Source organism: Pseudomonas sp. CFBP 8772, from assembly GCF_014841665.1.
GTDB classification, from domain to species: Bacteria; Pseudomonadota; Gammaproteobacteria; order Pseudomonadales; family Pseudomonadaceae; genus Aquipseudomonas; species Aquipseudomonas graminis_B.
The window spans coordinates 47,750-65,958 of the sequence record NZ_JACYUI010000013.1; the positions used below are offsets into that span (position 1 = coordinate 47,750).

At 60.1% G+C, this 18,209-nt stretch carries 17 protein-coding genes; 12 read left to right on the plus strand and 5 right to left on the minus strand.

Annotated features, from left to right (window positions below; genetic code table 11):
• Positions 1 to 330: 330 nt before the first annotated feature.
• Positions 331 to 549 carry a bacterioferritin-associated ferredoxin gene (locus IFT99_RS22025; RefSeq protein ID WP_065992556.1) on the plus strand — a complete coding sequence of 73 codons (219 nt, stop codon included), beginning with the start codon at positions 331 to 333 and terminating at the stop codon, positions 547 to 549.
• A gap of 201 nt (positions 550 to 750) precedes the next feature.
• Entirely contained in the window at positions 751 to 1,227 is a 477-nt protein-coding gene (gene bfr, locus IFT99_RS22030) for a bacterioferritin (protein WP_065992554.1), read from the plus strand.
• A gap of 85 nt (positions 1,228 to 1,312) precedes the next feature.
• Here bfr and grxD read toward each other — a convergent pair whose 3' ends face one another.
• The 3 genes from grxD to IFT99_RS22045 all read right to left on the minus strand — a co-directional run bounded on the left by grxD (position 1,313) and on the right by IFT99_RS22045 (position 4,307).
• The gene (gene grxD / locus IFT99_RS22035; protein WP_074888979.1) at positions 1,313 to 1,642 is read right to left on the minus strand and encodes a Grx4 family monothiol glutaredoxin; all 330 of its coding nucleotides are present in this window, start codon (positions 1,640 to 1,642) and stop codon (positions 1,313 to 1,315) included.
• Positions 1,643 to 1,749: 107 nt separating this feature from the next.
• Entirely contained in the window at positions 1,750 to 3,858 is a 2,109-nt protein-coding gene (locus IFT99_RS22040; RefSeq protein WP_192135142.1) for a molybdopterin oxidoreductase family protein, read from the minus strand.
• A 146-nt stretch (positions 3,859 to 4,004) separates the two neighbouring features.
• Positions 4,005 to 4,307, minus strand: a complete 303-nt coding sequence (locus IFT99_RS22045; RefSeq protein WP_065992547.1) for a hypothetical protein — start codon at positions 4,305 to 4,307, stop codon at positions 4,005 to 4,007.
• 449 nt (positions 4,308 to 4,756) lie between these two features.
• Between IFT99_RS22045 and argF the strand changes: the two genes are divergently transcribed.
• Entirely contained in the window at positions 4,757 to 5,677 is a 921-nt protein-coding gene (gene argF / locus IFT99_RS22050; RefSeq protein WP_065992546.1) for an ornithine carbamoyltransferase, read from the plus strand.
• Positions 5,674 to 6,771, plus strand: coding sequence for an ABC transporter ATP-binding protein (locus IFT99_RS22055; protein ID WP_192135144.1), 1,098 nt, complete (start codon positions 5,674 to 5,676; stop codon positions 6,769 to 6,771). The genes argF and IFT99_RS22055 overlap by 4 nt, the downstream gene beginning before the upstream one ends.
• A gap of 42 nt (positions 6,772 to 6,813) precedes the next feature.
• Here IFT99_RS22055 and IFT99_RS22060 read toward each other — a convergent pair whose 3' ends face one another.
• Together IFT99_RS22060 and ybaK are read right to left on the minus strand one after the other, a co-directional pair.
• A complete protein-coding gene (locus IFT99_RS22060; protein WP_065992544.1) occupies positions 6,814 to 7,602 on the minus strand; it encodes a PhzF family phenazine biosynthesis protein in 789 nt (262 codons plus the stop codon).
• Positions 7,603 to 7,710: 108 nt separating this feature from the next.
• Positions 7,711 to 8,181 (minus strand): Cys-tRNA(Pro) deacylase, encoded by a 471-nt coding sequence (gene ybaK, locus IFT99_RS22065; protein ID WP_192135151.1) that lies wholly within the window; start codon positions 8,179 to 8,181, stop codon positions 7,711 to 7,713.
• A 298-nt stretch (positions 8,182 to 8,479) separates the two neighbouring features.
• Here ybaK and glpK point away from each other — a divergent pair, with 298 nt between their 5' ends.
• From glpK to IFT99_RS22105, 8 genes are all read left to right on the plus strand, one after another.
• The gene (glpK, locus tag IFT99_RS22070) at positions 8,480 to 9,985 is read left to right on the plus strand and encodes a glycerol kinase GlpK (RefSeq protein ID WP_192135153.1); all 1,506 of its coding nucleotides are present in this window, start codon (positions 8,480 to 8,482) and stop codon (positions 9,983 to 9,985) included.
• Positions 9,986 to 10,080: 95 nt separating this feature from the next.
• Positions 10,081 to 10,836 (plus strand): DeoR/GlpR family transcriptional regulator, encoded by a 756-nt coding sequence (locus IFT99_RS22075; RefSeq protein WP_065992540.1) that lies wholly within the window; start codon positions 10,081 to 10,083, stop codon positions 10,834 to 10,836.
• 214 nt (positions 10,837 to 11,050) lie between these two features.
• Positions 11,051 to 12,622: a glycerol-3-phosphate dehydrogenase gene (gene glpD, locus IFT99_RS22080; protein ID WP_192135155.1), complete on the plus strand. Its 1,572-nt coding sequence runs from the start codon at positions 11,051 to 11,053 to the stop codon at positions 12,620 to 12,622.
• A gap of 398 nt (positions 12,623 to 13,020) precedes the next feature.
• Positions 13,021 to 13,935: a glutamate/aspartate ABC transporter substrate-binding protein gene (locus IFT99_RS22085; RefSeq protein ID WP_192135156.1), complete on the plus strand. Its 915-nt coding sequence runs from the start codon at positions 13,021 to 13,023 to the stop codon at positions 13,933 to 13,935.
• 118 nt (positions 13,936 to 14,053) lie between these two features.
• Entirely contained in the window at positions 14,054 to 14,800 is a 747-nt protein-coding gene (locus IFT99_RS22090) for an amino acid ABC transporter permease (RefSeq protein ID WP_065992535.1), read from the plus strand.
• Positions 14,797 to 15,465 (plus strand): amino acid ABC transporter permease, encoded by a 669-nt coding sequence (locus IFT99_RS22095; RefSeq protein WP_192135289.1) that lies wholly within the window; start codon positions 14,797 to 14,799, stop codon positions 15,463 to 15,465. The genes IFT99_RS22090 and IFT99_RS22095 overlap by 4 nt, the downstream gene beginning before the upstream one ends.
• Positions 15,462 to 16,196, plus strand: a complete 735-nt coding sequence (locus tag IFT99_RS22100) for an amino acid ABC transporter ATP-binding protein (protein WP_065992531.1) — start codon at positions 15,462 to 15,464, stop codon at positions 16,194 to 16,196. Before IFT99_RS22095 ends, IFT99_RS22100 begins: the two co-directional genes overlap by 4 nt.
• 89 nt (positions 16,197 to 16,285) lie before the next feature.
• A complete protein-coding gene (locus tag IFT99_RS22105) occupies positions 16,286 to 18,184 on the plus strand; it encodes a sensor histidine kinase (protein WP_192135158.1) in 1,899 nt (632 codons plus the stop codon).
• Positions 18,185 to 18,209 lie beyond the last annotated feature (25 nt).

Genomic DNA, 18,209 nt, shown 5'->3' on the forward strand with positions numbered 1-18,209 from the left:
GCCCCCCGCCATGGATGGCGGATGGCGGCGGGCCCACGGAGCGAGACCGGAGTGAGGGTATTCCGACGAAGGAGGAACCCAACCAGGAGCAGGGCCTTTTTGGTTACTTTTTCGGCTCTTGGAAAAAGTGACCCGCCGTAAGGGCGGAACCGTAATCAGCACCACCGCCGATAATGGATATACACACAACCCTCACAAGCGATCATGCCTATCGCCGCAGCCGACCACTCATCGGTAGCCACGCGAAGAAGCCTGAGTAGTTTTGACAAGCATTCTCATTAACATTAGTATCCCTCGCATTGAGCCAATCACTCAGCGACGGTTTCTTATATGTATGTCTGCCTCTGCCAAGGTGTTACCGACGGACAAATCCGTGAAGCAATCATGGAAGGATGCTGCAGCTATCGTGACGTCCGCGAGACCCTCGGTGTCGCCAGCAAGTGTGGGAAATGTGCCTGCCTCGCCAAGGAAGTGGTGCGTGAAACCCTGACCGAGCTGCAAACCAGCCACGCCGCCCTCGCCTATCCCGCAGAATTTTCAGCTGCCTGAAAGACCGCTTTCAAACAAAACCGGGCCCTGTCCGGTTTTTTTATGCCTTTAATTCAATCGCTTAGCAACAAGATGCGGAACACAAACATTCTTATTCCTATTTATTTTCACTTATTATTCAATAACTTAGGTTTGACAGAGTTATAGGCTGGGCTCAGACTTCCCGCCTGCATTACCTATATCTTCGACAGGACCCCGATCATGAAAGGCGACATCACAGTCATCCAGCATCTCAACAAGATCCTCGGTAACGAGCTGGTCGCGATCAACCAGTACTTCCTGCATGCGCGCATGTATGAAGACTGGGGCCTGAACAAGCTGGGCAAACACGAGTACCACGAATCCATCGACGAGATGAAACACGCTGACAAACTGATCAAGCGCATCCTGTTTCTGGAAGGCCTCCCGAACCTGCAGGACCTGGGCAAGATCCTGATCGGCGAGCACACCAAGGAAATGCTTGAGTGTGACCTGCGCATCGAGCGCAAGGGCCACGCCGATTTGAAAGCCGCCATCGCGCACTGCGAAACCGTCGGCGACTTCGGCAGCCGCGAAATGCTGGAAGACATTCTGGAATCGGAAGAAGAGCACATCGACTGGCTGGAAACCCAGCTGGGCCTGATCGACAAGGTCGGCATCGAGAACTACCTGCAGTCTCAGATGGGCGAAGAGGACTGATTCTCGTCCCTGCCTCCCAACAAGACCGCCCAATAAAAAGCCCCGCTTCTCGGCAGAGAGCGGGGCTTTTTTACGACTGCCGAAATCAGGCAGTGGCGTTTTTCGCAACAGCGGCTTTCACCAGTTCCTGCAGCGAACCGTCAGCCTGCATTTCAGTGATGATGTCGCTACCGCCGACCAGCTCACCACCGACCCACAGCTGCGGGAACGTTGGCCAGTTGGCGTACTTCGGCAGGTTGGCGCGGATTTCCGGGTTCTGCAGGATATCGACGTACGCGAACTTTTCGCCACACGCCATCAGTGCCTGAGAAGCCTTGGCCGAAAAGCCACACTGCGGGGCATTCGGAGCACCTTTCATGTAGAGCAGAACGGTGTTGCTGGCAATCTGGTCTTTGATCGTTTCGATAATATCCATGGAGCACCTCGGCTAAACTTTACGACTGTATGTGTCGACACGGTGGCGCATTCTAAACGATTCCCGAGCATAACGCTCGGTCTTGGCCTTGACCGCCCCCATGACCGTCATGCCGCCGCAACCGTAACCGGCACCCCGTTCAGCACGGCGTTCCCGGAAATGCCATCCAGCGCACGCTCGTCAGTCAGGTCATTCGCGCTTTCACCTGGCTGAGCCGTCGCGATGTCCATTCTCACGCCCGGACGACCGTGGCCCCAGCCGTGGGGCAGGCTTACGACGCCGGGCATCATCTCGATGCTGCCCATCACTTCTACCTCAATGACGCCTACCCGCGAACTGACCCTGACCCGCTGTCCGTCCATCAACCCTCGGCTGAGCAAGTCGTCGGGGTGCATCAACAACTGATGCCGCGGCTTGCCTTTCACCAGACGATGGAAGTTGTGCATCCATGAATTATTGCTGCGCACATGACGCCGACCGATGAGCATCAGGCCACCGGCCTGGGGCGAAGGCTCCCCGGCAAAACGGGCCAGGTCAGCGAGAATCACGGGCGGGGCGGCCTGTACCCGCTGGTTGAAGGTTTTAAGACGCTTGGCAAGGTTGGGCTTGAGCGGCCCCAGGTCCAGGCCGTGGGGGTACTGCGCGAGTGTCTCCAGCGACAATTTGAGCGGCGAAGCATCACCATACAGCCCGGCCCGCAGACCGCGATCGACCATCTGCGCAGGCGGCATCGTCGGTTTCAATTCGCGCCCGGTTTTCAGTGCGAACGCCTGGGCGAGGCCGACGAAGATTTCCCAGTCGTGCAGCGCACCCTCGGGCTTGGCAAGAATCGCACGGTTGAATCGGGTGACGTTGCGCACGGCGAACATGTTGAACGTGGTGTCGTAGTGGTCATTTTCCAGCGCAGACGTCGACGGCAGGATGAGGTCCGCGTGCCGTGTGGTTTCGTTGATGTACAAATCGACGCTGACCATGAACTCCAGCCCTTCGAGCGCGGTGTCAAGCTGACGGCCGTTCGGTGTCGACAACACCGGGTTGCCCGCCACGGTAATCAGCGCCTTGATCTGGCCCTCCCCCGGGGTCAGCATTTCCTCGGCCAGCGCAGAGACCGGCAGCTCGCCGCCGTATTCCGGCAGTTGCGAAACGCGGCTCTGCCAGCGGTTGAAGCTGCCGCCGGAGGTCGACGCCACCAGATCCAGCGCCGGCTCGGTGCACAGCGCACCGCCTGGCCGATCGAGATTGCCGGTGACCAGGTTGATCAGTTGCACCAGCCAGTGGCACAGCGTGCCGAACGCCTGGGTAGAAATGCCCATGCGCCCGTAGCACACGCCGCGTTCGGCGGCGGCGAAGTCCCGTGCGAGCTGCCTGATCTGCTCGGCAGGCACGCCGCATCGAGGGCTCATCGCCTCGGCGTTCATCTCGCTGATGGCCGCGCGGACGTCCTCCAGACCATCAACCGCAAGGTGGCTCTCACGGGTCAGGCCTTCGGCAAACAGGGTATGCAACAAGCCGAACAGAAACGCCGCGTCGCCGCCCGGCCGGATGAACAGGTGCTTATCGGCTATGGCGGCGGTTTCGCTGCGGCGCGGATCGACCACAATGACCTTGCCGCCACGGGCCTGAATCGCTTTCAGACGCTTCTCAACGTCGGGCACGGTCATGATGCTGCCGTTGGACGCCAGCGGATTACCGCCGAGGATGAGCATGAAATCGGTGTGGTCAATATCGGCGATGGGCAGCAGCAGGCCGTGGCCGTACATCAAATGACTGGTCAGGTGGTGTGGCAACTGGTCCACAGAGGTTGCGGAGTAGCGGTTACGGGTTTTCAGCAGCCCGAGAAAATAATTGCTGTGGGTCATCAGCCCATAGTTATGCACGCTAGGGTTGCCCTGGTACACCGCCACCGCATTTTGCCCATGACGCGCCTGAATGCCGGCCAGGCGCTCGGCGATCAGATCAAACGCGGCCTGCCACTCGATCGGCTGCCAGTCGTTGCCGATACGCTGCATGGGCTGCCGGAGCCGATCGGGGTCATTCTGGATGTCTTGCAGCGCGACGGCTTTGGGGCAGATGTGCCCGCGACTGAACGTGTCCTGCGCATCACCCTTTATGGAGGTAATCAGGGTGCTGGCATCGTCCAGCAGGGTGGTTTCGAGGGTGAGGCCGCAAATCGCCTCGCACAGGTGACAGGCACGGTGGTGGAGAGTCTTGGTCATCGCCAGTCTCGAGTTTTTATAGGGCGATCAGCCGATCGCGGATACAAAACTATGGGACCTGTCCGGGCGATGCGCCAGAAATGTCAGCGCCGTGAATCGGGCAGCATCAGGCGAGCCGATAGCTCACCCGATGAAAGAAGTGTCACTCAGGAAGCAGAGCCACCGATAGGCGTAACCACCTTGCGCTGCATCTGCACCTCATGAACCGTTTCGATCTGTTCCTGAGACACCTGGATGCCGGTGAGTTCGCCGATCAGCCGCCAGTGTTCGTCGAGTCCGGCGCTGATGGTTGCCATGCGATCGATCATCCGGCGCCCCGCAGAACGGGTCACTTCGTCTTCGCTGCGCATCAGTTCGAACGACATCGACGTCATGGACGCCGTGAGGTGCGTAAGGGTCCGAGCCGTAAGCCCGAGTAGTTCCGTCAGTTGTTGCTCTTTTGAATCCATTCCCCACCTCTTTTGGAGGACATAAGCCGCCTTTATAACCCACGCCGATGGTTTAGGAAACGTCCGGGTCTCCGCGGCGTGAAGCATGTCGCATAAGGCTGCACAGTGGTTTGCGACTGTTACGAATCAGGCAGTAATCGCGGCGACGCCAAAGAGCGTTACAAGCGAGCTGTCTGATCAGGACTAATGCGATGGCGAATGGCCTGCGCAGAAACATGACTGTAGCACTTCGTTACATGAAATGCGTCCTGCGAACGCCGCTTTCAGGCTACCGAACGTCCGACTACGATTTTCGGTCACGGCGGGCCTTGGCATCAGGCGACATTTTCTTATACCCTCGCGCCTTCCCTATTCGTCGCCCCGTGCGGCTTTCGCCGCAGGTCTCGCCCGTTTTTCCGAAAAACCCGGCTTTGAGGATCTGCGGTCTGTTGCAGACAAGGTAGTTAATGATGAGCGCAAGGCACTTTCTCTCGATGATGGACTACACCCCCGCTGAGCTGGTCGGGGTGATTCGTCGCGGCGTTGAGCTGAAGGACCTGCGAAATCGAGGCGTGCTCTTCGAGCCATTGAAGGGCCGCATCCTGGCAATGATCTTCGAAAAATCCTCGACCCGGACCCGTGTCTCGTTCGAAGCCGGGATGATCCAGCTGGGCGGCCAGGCCATCTTCCTCTCCCCTCGGGACACCCAGCTGGGCCGTGGCGAGCCGATTGCCGATGGCGCACGGGTCATGTCGCGGATGGTCGATGCGGTGATGATCCGCACCTTCGCCCACAGCAACCTCACCGAATTCGCCGCCCATTCCCGCGTACCGGTGATCAACGGCCTGTCCGATGACCTTCACCCCTGCCAGTTGCTGGCCGACATGCAAACGTTCCTCGAACACCGCGGCTCCATTCAGGGCAAGACCGTGGCGTGGATCGGCGATGGCAACAACATGTGCAACAGCTATATAGAAGCCGCGATTCAGTTCGACTTTCAGTTGCGTGTTGCGTGTCCGGAAGGCTACGAACCCAGCGCGCATTACCTGGCTCTGGCGGGCGATCGCGTGACATTGATCCGCGATCCCCACGAAGCGGTGAAAGGCGCGCACCTGGTCTCAACCGATGTGTGGACGTCCATGGGTCAGGAAGAAGAAGCCGCCAAGCGTCTGGCCCTGTTCAAACCTTTCCAGGTCACTCGCGAGATGCTCGACCGCGCTGCTGACGATGTGATTTTCATGCACTGCCTGCCGGCGCACCGTGGTGAAGAGATCAGCGAGGACCTGCTGGATGACCCGCGCTCGGTGGCGTGGGATCAGGCGGAGAACCGGCTGCATGCGCAAAAAGCCCTGCTGGAATTCCTCGTCGCTCCTGCCTTCGCTGCCCCATGAGTCAGCCCCTGCTGCTGACGCTGCATGACCTCGCCTGCGGTTATCAGGACCAACGCGTGGTGCAGCACCTCAATCTGCACCTGAACGCCGGCGACATCGGTTGCCTGTTGGGTTCCTCCGGCTGCGGCAAGACCACTACCTTGCGCGCCATCGCCGGTTTCGAACCGGTGCACAAGGGCGAGATCACCCTGGCGGGTAACGTCATTTCCCGACCCGGGTTTACCCTGGCCCCGGAGAAGCGCCGGATCGGCATGGTGTTTCAGGACTATGCCCTGTTCCCCCACCTCACCGTGGCCGACAACATCGCCTTCGGCATCCGCAATCATCCGCGCCAGAAGCAGGTGGTTCAGGAAATGCTGGAGCTGGTCAATCTCGGCGCGCTGGGCACGCGTCATCCCCATGAGCTTTCCGGTGGACAGCAGCAGCGTGTGGCGCTGGCCCGCGCACTTGCCCCTGAGCCGCAGTTGCTGCTGCTCGATGAACCGTTTTCGAACCTGGATGGCGAGTTGCGACGGCGCCTGAGCCATGAGGTGCGCGACATTCTCAAGGCCCGGGGCACCAGCGCGATTCTGGTGACCCACGACCAGGAAGAGGCTTTTGCCGTAAGCGACCACGTCGGCGTGTTCAAAGACGGGCGGCTGGAGCAGTGGGATACGCCCTACAACCTCTATCACGAGCCGGCGACGCCTTATGTCGCCAGTTTCGTCGGTCAGGGTTATTTCATTCGCGGGCAACTGATCGATGCCGAATCGGTGCAGACCGAGTTGGGTGTGCTGCGCGGCAATCGCGCCTATGCCGGCGCGCCAGGCACTCCGATGGATGTCCTGCTGCGCCCTGATGACATTGTTTATGCGCCCGACGGCCCGATAAAGGCCCGCGTGGCGAGCCTGAATTTTCAGGGCGCGGCGACCCTGTACCGCCTGCAGTTGCCGACGGGCACGCAACTGGAGGCGTTGTTCCCCAGCCATGTGGATCTGCGCGCCGGTGATCAGGTCGGCTTCACGGTGTCAGCCGAGCATCTGGTGCTGTTTCCGGCCTCGGGCAGCGTGCCGGTGCATCGGAGCGTTCCGGTGCATCGGGACGTGGTGATCTGAGGGCCTGTCGTTCTCGACCAGGCACTTTCAGCCCGATATCGACTAACTCAGTATCAACGCGCCGCTGGCGACCAGCGTCGCGTGCCCGCCGATTTTCACGCGCTCCCCCTCAAGCCGGCAGAACAGCTCCCCTCCCCGCGTCGACGCCTGATAGCCCGTCAGGCTGAACTTGTTCAGCCGGGCCGACCAGTAGGGAATCAGGCTGCAGTGCGTCGAGCCCGTGACCGGGTCTTCATTGATGCCGATGCCCGGCGCAAAGTAGCGCGACACAAAATCGTAGCGCTCGCCGTCACCTTTTGCGGTCACGATCACGCCGGGCCACGGCAAACGCGCGAGGGCGGCGAAGTCAGGCTTGCAATCGCGAACGGCCTGCTCGGACTCCAGCACCACCAGCAATTCCGCAGCGCTCAGCACGTCGACGACGGCAACCCCAAGGGCGCGTTCGATTTCCACCGTCACACCCTGCTCGGCGGGCGGCATGGACGGAAAGTCCAGGACCAGCCGATTGCCCTCGCGGCTCACGCTCAACTCGCCGGATTTGCCAGTGAAGTGGATCACCTCGGCCTTCTCGCCGTATTTCTCGAACAGCACGAAGGCGCTGGCCAGGGTCGCATGTCCGCACAACGGCACTTCATGGGTCGGTGTGAACCAGCGTATGTGCCAGCCCGGTGCTTCACGGACCAAAAACGCGGTCTCCGACAGATTGTGCTCTGAGGCAATCTGCTGCATCAATTGATCGGAAAGCCAGGCGTCCAGGCGGTAGACCATTGCCGGGTTGCCTGAGAACGGGCGGTCGGTGAAGGCGTCGACCTGATGGAATTCAAGCTTCATGGAAGGCATCCCCGAGTAAAGAAACGCGGCAACCCGTTCCGGGCGCTGCGGGTCTGCGGTCAGTGTCACCGCATGAAAGAGTCTGGCATTTCTGACAAACCCGAAGAATCATTCCCGGCCAATACGGGCAAAGGTCGCACCGGTGTGTTGTGCAAGTACGGCGGCGGGCAGTTCGACTTCGAGCCCTCGTCGACCGGCGCTGACAAAAATCGTCGCGAACGGTTGAGCGGACTCATCAATGAAGGTGCGCAGCCTTTTCTTCTGCCCCAGCGGGCTGATCCCGCCCAGTAGATAGCCGGTGGCACGCTGGGCGGCGGCCGGGTCAGCCATTTCGGCCTTCTTGGCGCCGGCGGCATGGGCCAGGGCCTTCAGGTCCAGCGAGCCCACCACCGGAACGACCGCCACCAGCAGCTCGCCTTTTTCGGTGCTGGCCAGCAGCGTCTTGAACACCTGAGCGGGGGCCAGATCGAGCTTTTCTGCCGCTTCCAGGCCATACGATGCGGCCTTGGGATCATGCTCGTAACTGTGGACGCGATGTTCGGCCCGAACCTTTTTCAGTAAATCCAATGCAGGGGTCATGCAGTGCTCCAGACAACCAGACACTTTATTGTTTGCTGCCGATACTTTAGGCCATTGGTTATCGAAATGCCTGCATTCGAGAAGGACTTATCCACTAATATCGGCGTCTTGGAACATTCATCGATAAGGTTCGCTTTCGACCTTTGACAAGGTTCGTTTACGTCTATATTTTTTCGAATACGAATATCTCGCTTGCTTCCTTGACGCCATCCCGGTATTCAGTGCGCAAAGGCACTGAGCACTGGCAACACAACGGACGGCCGTTTCCGGAAACTCGCTACATCACCAGGCATTCACCATGACCGACACCGAAAATAAGAATTACATCATCGCTCTGGATCAAGGCACCACCAGCTCCCGCGCCATCATTTTTGACCGTGACGCCAACGTGGTCAGCAGCGCCCAGAGCGAGTTCGTTCAGCATTATCCCCAGCCTGGCTGGGTCGAGCACGATCCGATGGAGATCTTCGCGACCCAGACCGCGTGCATGACCAAGGTGCTGGCGCAGGCGAATCTGCATCACAACCAGATCGCCGGGATCGGTATCACCAACCAGCGCGAAACCACGGTGGTCTGGGAAAAGGACACCGGCCGGCCGATCTACAACGCCGTGGTCTGGCAATGCCGCCGCAGCACCGAGATCTGCCAGCAACTCAAGCGTGACGGTCTGGAAGACTACATCCGCGACACCACCGGTCTGGTCATCGATCCCTACTTTTCCGGCAGCAAACTGAAGTGGATTCTCGATCACGTTGAGGGCAGCCGTAAGCGCGCCCGCCGTGGCGAGTTGCTGTTCGGCACCGTCGACAGTTGGCTGATCTGGAAATTTACCGGCGGCAAGGTGCACGTCACTGACTACACCAACGCCTCACGCACGATGATGTTCAACATCCATACGCTGGAATGGGATCAGCGCATGCTCGACGTGCTCGACGTGCCCCGGGAAATGTTGCCGGAGGTCAAGTCGTCATCCGAAGTCTATGGCCACAGCAAAAGCGGCATCCCCATCGCCGGGATCGCCGGGGATCAGCAATCGGCGTTGTTCGGCCAGATGTGCGTCGAGCCGGGTCAGGCGAAGAACACCTACGGCACCGGCTGCTTCCTGCTGATGAACACGGGCAAGAAAGCCGTCAAATCCAATCACGGTCTGTTGACCACCATCGGCTGCGGTCCGCGCGGTGAAGTGGCATACGCACTGGAGGGCGCGGTGTTCAACGGCGGCTCCACCGTGCAGTGGCTGCGCGACGAGCTGAAAATCGTCAACGACTCCATGGACACCGAATACTTCGCCACCAAAGTGAAGAACAGCAATGGCGTCTATCTGGTGCCTGCGTTCACCGGTCTGGGCGCGCCCTACTGGGACCCGTATGCACGGGGCGCCTTGTTCGGCCTGACCCGTGGCGTGAAGGTCGATCACATCATTCGGGCCGCGCTGGAGTCCATCGCCTACCAGACCCGCGATGTGCTCGACGCCATGCAACAGGATGCCGGCGAGCCGCTCAAGGCCCTTCGCGTTGACGGCGGCGCAGTGGCGAACAACTTCCTCATGCAGTTCCAGGCCGACATTCTCGGCACGCCGGTGGAGCGCCCGAAAATGCGCGAAACCACCGCGTTGGGCGCGGCCTATCTGGCAGGTCTCGCGATCGGGTTCTGGAGCGGGCTCGACGAGCTGAGGGGCAAAGCGGTCATCGAGCGCAAGTTCGAGCCGCAATGCGATGACGCCGAGAAGGAAAAGCTCTACGCCGGCTGGCGCAAGGCAGTAGACCGCACGCGCGACTGGGAACCCCACGAAGAGGCCGAATAAGCGCGATCCCGGACGGGGCGTCAGGGGCATTTTTTCCGGCTGACAGGTAATGGCTGCCTGCGGCATCATGGGCGCCCGTGCCCGAAGGATAAAAAATGAATCTGCCACCCCGTCAACAGCAGATCCTCGAGCTGGTCCGTGAGCGCGGCTACGTCAGCATTGAGGAAATGGCGCAGCTGTTCGTCGTGACCCCGCAAACCATCCGCCGCGACATCAATCAGCTCGCGGAAATGAATCTCCTGCGTCGCTACCACGGCGGCGCGGCCTACGATTCCAGCATCGAAAACACTGCTTACGCCATGCGTGCCGATCAGATGCGCGATGAGAAGCAGCGCATCGCCGAGGCCATCGCCGCACAGATCCCGGATCACGCGTCGCTGTTCATCAACATCGGCACCACCACCGAATCCATTGCCCGCGCGCTGCTCAACCATAACCACCTGAAGATCATCACCAACAACCTGCACGTGGCGTCGATTCTCAGCGGCAAGGACGACTTCGAAGTGCTGCTGGCCGGCGGCAATGTGCGCCGCGATGGCGGCGTGGTCGGTCAAGCGAGCGTGGACTTCATCACCCAGTTCAAGGTCGATTTCGCCCTGGTGGGCATCAGCGGAATCGACGAGGACGGCAGCCTGCTGGATTTCGATTATCAGGAAGTGCGCGTTTCCCAGGCGATCATCGCCAACGCGCGTCAGGTGATTCTGGCTGCGGACTCCAGCAAGTTCGGCCGCAACGCGATGGTTCGACTGGGACCGATCACGTTGATCGACTGCCTGGTGACGGACCAGACGCCCGTGCCAGCGCTGTCGCAACTGCTGACCCAGAACAAGATTCGGCTGGAAGTGGTTTAACCCCGATCCATGAGCGAGCGCGATTCCGGCGCTCGCCTCACCTCCGATGTTCGCTTTTGTTCCTTTCCCTTTTCTCTGATCAGTATTTTCAATGAATACTGAGTAGCTGTGTTCGCCTTATTGCGCTACTATTTTCGGAAATGAACATAAATGTTCGAATTCGCCCTCCCAGTAGCGCAACATTCGAACGCGATCGAACACTCAGGAGGCCCCGATGGCCCAGTCCAGTTTGCCGACCCCACCCCTTTCCGAGGTCTACGACGTTGCCGTGATCGGTGGTGGCATCAATGGTGTCGGCATCGCGGCAGACGCATCGGGCCGGGGCCTTTCAGTCTTTCTCTGCGAGAAGGACGACCTCGCCAGCCACACCTCTTCGGCCAGCAGCAAGCTGATCCACGGTGGCCTACGTTACCTTGAGCATTACGAATTCCGTCTGGTTCGCGAAGCGCTGGCCGAACGTGAAGTGCTCCTGGAAAAAGCACCGCACATCGTCAAGCCGATGCGCTTCGTATTGCCCCACCGTCCGCACCTGCGCCCCGCGTGGATGATCCGCGCCGGGCTGTTCCTGTATGACCACCTTGGCAAACGCGAGAAGCTGGCAGGCTCGAAAAGCATTCGCTTTGGCGCCAACAGCCCATTGAACAGCTCGATTACCAAAGGCTTCGAATACTCAGATTGCTGGGTTGACGATGCACGTCTGGTCGTCCTCAACGCCATGGCCGCCCGTGAAAAAGGCGCGCACATCCATACCCAGACCCGCTGCCTGGGCGCCCATCGCAGCGGCGGCGTGTGGCACATGAACATGGAGCGTGCGGATGGCAGTCAGTTTTCCATTCGCGCCAAAGCCTTGGTGAATGCGGCGGGTCCATGGGTTGCCAAGTTCATTCGTGAAGATCTGAAGCTCGAATCGCAGTACGGCATTCGCCTGATTCAGGGCAGCCACTTGATCGTGCCGAAACTGTACGAAGGTGAAAACGCCTTCATTCTGCAGAACGAAGATCAGCGCATCGTGTTCGCCATTCCGTACCTGGAACGCTTCACCATCATTGGTACGACGGACCGCGAATATTCTGACGACCCGGGCAAAGTAGCGATCACCGAAGGCGAGACCGATTACCTGCTGAAGATCGTGAATGATCACTTCAAGAAGCAACTCAGCCGCGCCGACATTCTGAGCACGTGGTCAGGCGTGCGGCCGCTGTGCAATGACGAGTCGGACAACCCGTCGGCGATCACCCGCGACTACACCCTTTCGCTGTCGGGCAGCGCCCAAGAGGCGCCGATCCTGTCCGTGTTCGGCGGCAAGCTGACGACCTACCGCAAACTGGCGGAGTCGGCGATGCAGCAACTGGCGCCGTTCTTCCCGCAGATGAAGCCAAGCTGGACCGCGAAAGCCAGCCTCCCGGGCGGTGAGAGCATGACCACGCCTCAGGCACTGGCCGCCGAGCTGCAGCAGCGTTGTGCATGGCTGCCGGCCGAAATCGCCAAGCGCTGGGCCATTACCTATGGCTCACGCAGCTGGCGCATCGTGGAGGGCGTTCAGACGCTGGGCGAAATGGGCGAACACTTGGGCGGCGGTCTGTACAGCCGCGAAGTGGACTACCTGTGCAGTGAGGAATGGGCGACCAAGGCCCAGGACATTCTGTGGCGCCGGACCAAGCTGGGTCTGTTCACCACCGACGAAGAGCATCAGAAGGTTCAGGCGTACCTGGGCAACGAGGCACGCCGCAACGGGGCCGTTGAGCGTATTGAATGGCCCGTGTCGGCGCCAAAGATTCACGCATAATCTGCCAGATCCAATTCCCGGCTGAAGCCGGTCCCATGGAATCACCGCGATTCTGTTGGACCGGCTTTAGCCGGGAAAGCGTCAGACAGCACACCGCAAAACCATCTGCCTCAACACGCCCCACCCCGCCGCTATCATTCGGATTCCCGAACATCTCGCCCCACCCGATTCGGAATCCCGGACGGCCGATCCGCCTCGCACACTTCCCTCCTCCATAAATAGCCAACACTTTCATACCCTTAGCTTCGGTCACCTCTCTGGCATGACTCATGCTCTACACTCTTGCACGATTGCTTCGATGTAGCGTGTCGCCTGACTGGGCCGCCGTTGAAGCGCTCTGAAACGATAGGGCCGTCCAAGACCGGCCCAATAAAAAAAACAATGTCGAGGAAAAACAGATGCGCATCGTTCCCCAACTCCTGGGCGCAGCCATTGCTGCCGCTCTGATCACCACCCCCGTTTTCGCCGCCGAACTCACCGGCACGCTTAAAAAAATCAAAGAGTCCGGCACCATCACCCTCGGTCACCGCGACTCCTCCATTCCTTTTTCCTATATCGCTGATGCTTCCGGCGTGCCAGTGGGTTACTCCGCTGACATCCAGCTGAAGATCGTCGAAGCGATCAAGAAAGACCTGGACATGCCTGATCTGAAGGTCAAGTACAACCTGGTCACTTCCCAGACCCGCATCCCGCTGGTCCAGAACGGCACCGTCGACGTCGAATGTGGTTCGACCACCAACAACGCCGAGCGCGCCCAGCAAGTCGACTTCTCCGTCGGCATTTTCGAAATCGGCACGCGTCTGCTGAGCAAAGCTGACTCGTCCTACAAAGACTTCAATGACCTCAAGGGCAAGAACGTCGTGACCACGGCGGGCACCACGTCCGAGCGCCTCCTCAAGGCGATGAACGCCGACAAACAGATGGGCATGAACGTGATTTCGGCCAAGGACCACGGCGAGTCGTTCCAGATGCTGGAATCGGGCCGCGCCGTTGCCTTCATGATGGACGACGCCCTGCTTGCAGGCGAAATGGCCAAGGCCAAGAAGCCGACCGACTGGGCCGTTACCGGCACCCCTCAGTCCTACGAAATCTACGGTTGCATGGTTCGCAAGGAAGACCCTGCGTTCAAGAAAGCCGTCGACGACGCCATCGTTGCGACCTACAAATCGGGCGAGATCAACAAGATCTACGACAAGTGGTTCACCCAGCCGATTCCACCAAAAGGCCTGAACCTGATGTTCCCGATGAGCGAACAGCTCAAAGCGCTGATCGCCAACCCGAACGACAAGCCGGCGCCGGACAAGAAGGCCTGAGTCCTTCGCTCCGCCATTCTGACAACGTGAAAAGCCTGACTTCCGGAGACGCCCTGCGTTTCCGGAAGCCGCTACCTGGCGCGTGCGTGCATAACGATCGATAAGAGGGGAGACCCTGATGAACTACAACTGGGACTGGGGCGTGTTCTTCAAGTCCACGGGCGTCGGCAGCGAGACCTATCTGGACTGGTACATCACCGGGCTGGGCTGGACCATCGCCATTGCCGTTGCTGCCTGGATCATTGCGTTGCTGCTGGGCTCGGTGCTCGGGGTGATGCGCACGGTGCCCAACCGCATCGTTTCTTCAATTGCCGCGATTTACGTGGAAATCTTCCGTAACGTGCCACTGCTGGTGCAGCTGTTCATCTGGTACTTCCTGGTGCCGGATCTGCTGCCTGAGAACCTGCAGGAGTGGTACAAGCAAGACCTTAACCCGACGACTTCAGCGTTCCTGAGTGTTGTCGTGTGCCTGGGCCTGTTCACCGCCGCACGTGTGTGCGAGCAAGTGCGCACCGGTATTCAGGCGCTGCCGGTGGGGCAGGAATCCGCTGCGCGCGCCATGGGTTTCAAGCTGCCGCAGATCTACTGGAACGTGCTGCTGCCCCAGGCGTACCGGATCATCATTCCGCCGCTCACCTCCGAATTCCTCAACGTGTTCAAGAACTCGTCCGTGGCGTCGCTGATCGGCCTGATGGAGTTGCTCGCGCAGACCAAACAGACCGCCGAGTTTTCCGCGAACCTGTTCGAAGCCTTCACCCTGGCGACGCTGATCTACTTCACCCTGAACATGAGCCTGATGCTGCTCATGCGCCTGGTCGAGAAGAAAGTAGCGGTGCCAGGCCTGATCTCCGTGGGAGGTAAATAATGGACTTCTCTGGAGTGATTCCTGCGATCCCGGGCATGTGGAACGGCATGCTCATGACCTTGCAGTTGATGGTCATGGGCATCGTGGGCGGCATCATCATCGGCACGATTCTGGCGCTGATGCGGTTGTCGTCGAACAAGCTGGCGTCACGTCTTGCCGGCGCCTACGTCAACTACTTCCGGTCAATCCCACTGCTGCTGGTCATCACCTGGTTCTACCTGGCGGTGCCGTTCGTGCTGCGCTGGATCACCGGCGAAGACACGCCGATCGGCGCGTTCACCTCCTGCGTCGTGGCATTCATGATGTTCGAGGCGGCCTACTTCTGTGAAATCGTGCGGGCCGGCGTGCAGTCGATTTCCCGCGGCCAGATGGGCGCCGCTCAGGCGCTGGGCATGACCTACGGCCAGATGATGCGCCTGATCATCCTGCCCCAGGCGTTCCGCAAGATGACCCCGCTGCTGTTGCAGCAGAGCATCATCCTGTTTCAGGACACCTCGCTGGTCTACACGGTCGGCCTGGTCGACTTCCTCAACTCGGCACGCTCCAGCGGCGACATCATCGGGCGCTCCAACGAGTTCCTGATTGTCGCCGGTCTGGTTTACTTCACGATCAGCTTCGCCGCGTCGCGCCTGGTCAAGTTCATGCAAAAAAGGTTAGCCGTATGATTTCCATCAAAAATATCAACAAGTGGTATGGGGACTTCCAGGTGCTGACCGATTGCAGCACGGAGGTCAAAAAAGGTGAAGTGATTGTGGTCTGCGGCCCGTCGGGCTCGGGCAAGTCCACGCTGATCAAATGCGTCAATGCGCTGGAGCCGTTTCAGAAAGGCGACATCGTGGTCGATGGCACCTCAATCGCTGACCCGAAAACCAATCTGCCGAAGCTGCGTTCGCGCGTGGGCATGGTGTTCCAGCATTTCGAGCTGTTTCCGCACCTGACCATCACCGAAAACCTGACCATCGCGCAGATCAAAGTGCTGGGCCGCAGCAAGGAAGAGGCCACCAAAAAAGGCCTGCAACTACTCGAACGTGTGGGCCTGTCGGACCATGCCCACAAGCATCCGGGGCAACTGTCGGGCGGCCAGCAACAACGTGTGGCGATTGCCCGCGCACTGGCCATGGACCCGGTGGTGATGCTGTTCGATGAACCGACCTCCGCGCTCGACCCGGAGATGGTCAACGAAGTGCTCGACGTGATGGTGCAACTGGCCCATGAAGGCATGACCATGATGTGCGTGACCCACGAAATGGGCTTCGCCCGCAAAGTGGCGGATCGGGTGATCTTCATGGACAAGGGCCAGATCGTCGAAGACTGCGAAAAGGAAGAGTTCTTCGGCGACGTCAACGCGCGCTCCGAGCGGGCTCAGCAATTCCTCAACAAAATCCTGCAGCACTAAAAAGCATTAGCCCTTCGAGGGCGTAAAAACCGCCGGCCGCCCGTTCATCCCTGATGAAACGGGCGGCTGGCCGGTCCAGGACGACTGTGATGAAATGCGACCCCCCTCTCTACCGCGCCGCGCCGCCATCACTCGCCGTGAAACCCCGACTGATTCGCCATCTGTTCGTGCCACCGCTGATCATCCTGCTGATGATTGCGCTGGGCTACGTCACGTATTTGTACAGCGAGAAGAATGCCATCAAGGCGCTGGGTGAAAACGGTCAGCGTCAGCTTGAGCTGCACGCGCGCACCGTCGAGAGCGAGATCAACAAGTACAACTACCTGCCCAGCGTGCTGGAGCTGGAATCCAATGTTTCCGACCTGCTCAACCATCCGTCTGCGGAGTTGCGTTCCAAGGTCAACGATTACCTCGAAGGCCTGAACCGGCGCAGCCGCAGTCGGGCCATCTATGTGCTGGACACCACCGGCCGGGTGCTGGCGACCAGCAACTGGCGCGACGCCGACAGTTACCTCGGCGAGGACTTGTCCTTCCGCGCCTATTATCAGGACGCGATTCGCGGTTTGCCGGGGCGCTTCTACGGCATCGGCAGCACCACCGGCGAACCGGGTTATTACCTGGCCCACGGGCTGGAAGAGAAAGGCAAAATCATCGGCGTCGCGGTGATCAAGGTCCGGCTTGAAGCGCTGGAAGAGCGCTGGCAGCGCGCGCGCCTGGAAGCGTTTGTCAGCGACGAGAACGGCATCATCATCCTCTCCAGCGATCCGGCGCGACGGCTGAAATCAGTCCGCCCGCTGACCGCCGAGATCAAGGAGCGGCTGGCGCGCAGCCTGCAATATTACTGGTGGCCGCTCAACGAGCTGGTGCCGCTGGAACGTGAATCGATTGCCGACGGCGTCGAGAAGCTGACCTTTCCTGCCAACACCAGCGTCGATCATGAACACACGGTGGTGAGTTATCTGGCGCAGACCCGCGAACTGGCTGACACGCCCTGGCACCTGACCCTGCTGACACCACTGGAAGACTTGCGCCGGGAAGCCGCCAATCAGGGAATGCTGGTCGCCGTCGCCTGCGCGCTGGTGGCATTTCTGCTGATTGCCTGGAACGAGCGGCGCAAGGTGATTTCCACCCGCCTCGCCGCCCGAGAAGCGCTGGAGCAGGCGAACAACGAGCTGGAACGGCGCATCACCGACCGCACCGCCGATCTGCGCGCCAGCAACGAACGCCTGAAGGGCCAGATCCGTGAACGTCGCCAGGCCGAAGAGACCCTGCGCCAGGCCCAGGATGAATTGATCCAGGCCGGCAAACTCGCGGCCATCGGCCAGATGTCCACCAGCATCGCCCATGAACTGAATCAGCCCCTGGCGGCGCTGCGCACGTTGTCCGGCAACACCGTTCGGTTCCTCGAACGCGGTGCGCTGGACACGGCGAGTGCGAACCTGCGCACCATCAACGATCTGGTGGACCGCATGGGCCGTATCACCGCCAGCCTGCGCGCCTTTGCCCGGCGCGGGGAAGATAAAGGTCAGGCGTCCCTGGGCAAGGCAGTCGAGGCTGCAGTGCAATTGCTCGCGACGCGTCTGGACAATGCGTCACTGGCGCTGCATCAGCAGATCGACGATGTCGAACTGGCGATTGATCAGACCCGGCTTGAGCAGATTCTGGTCAACCTGATCGGCAACGCGCTGGACGCCATGCAGGCGCAGCCGCTGCCGACTCTGTGGCTGGAAGGTGACGTGTTCGAGGGCCGCTATCGGTTGCGTGTGCGGGACAACGGCCACGGCATCGACGCCGAAGCGCGCAAGCATTTGTTCGAACCCTTCTTTACCACCAAGCCTGGTGAGCAGGGCCTCGGGTTGGGTTTGACGCTGTCCGCCAGCCTTGCCACGGCGGCCGGCGGCACACTCAACGCTGAGCACCCGGCCGAGGGCGGCACGATGTTTGTGCTGGTGTTGCCGCTGGTTGACCCCGGGGCGGCGGGTGTATGAGAGACCCGTGCATCCCCAGTCTCGG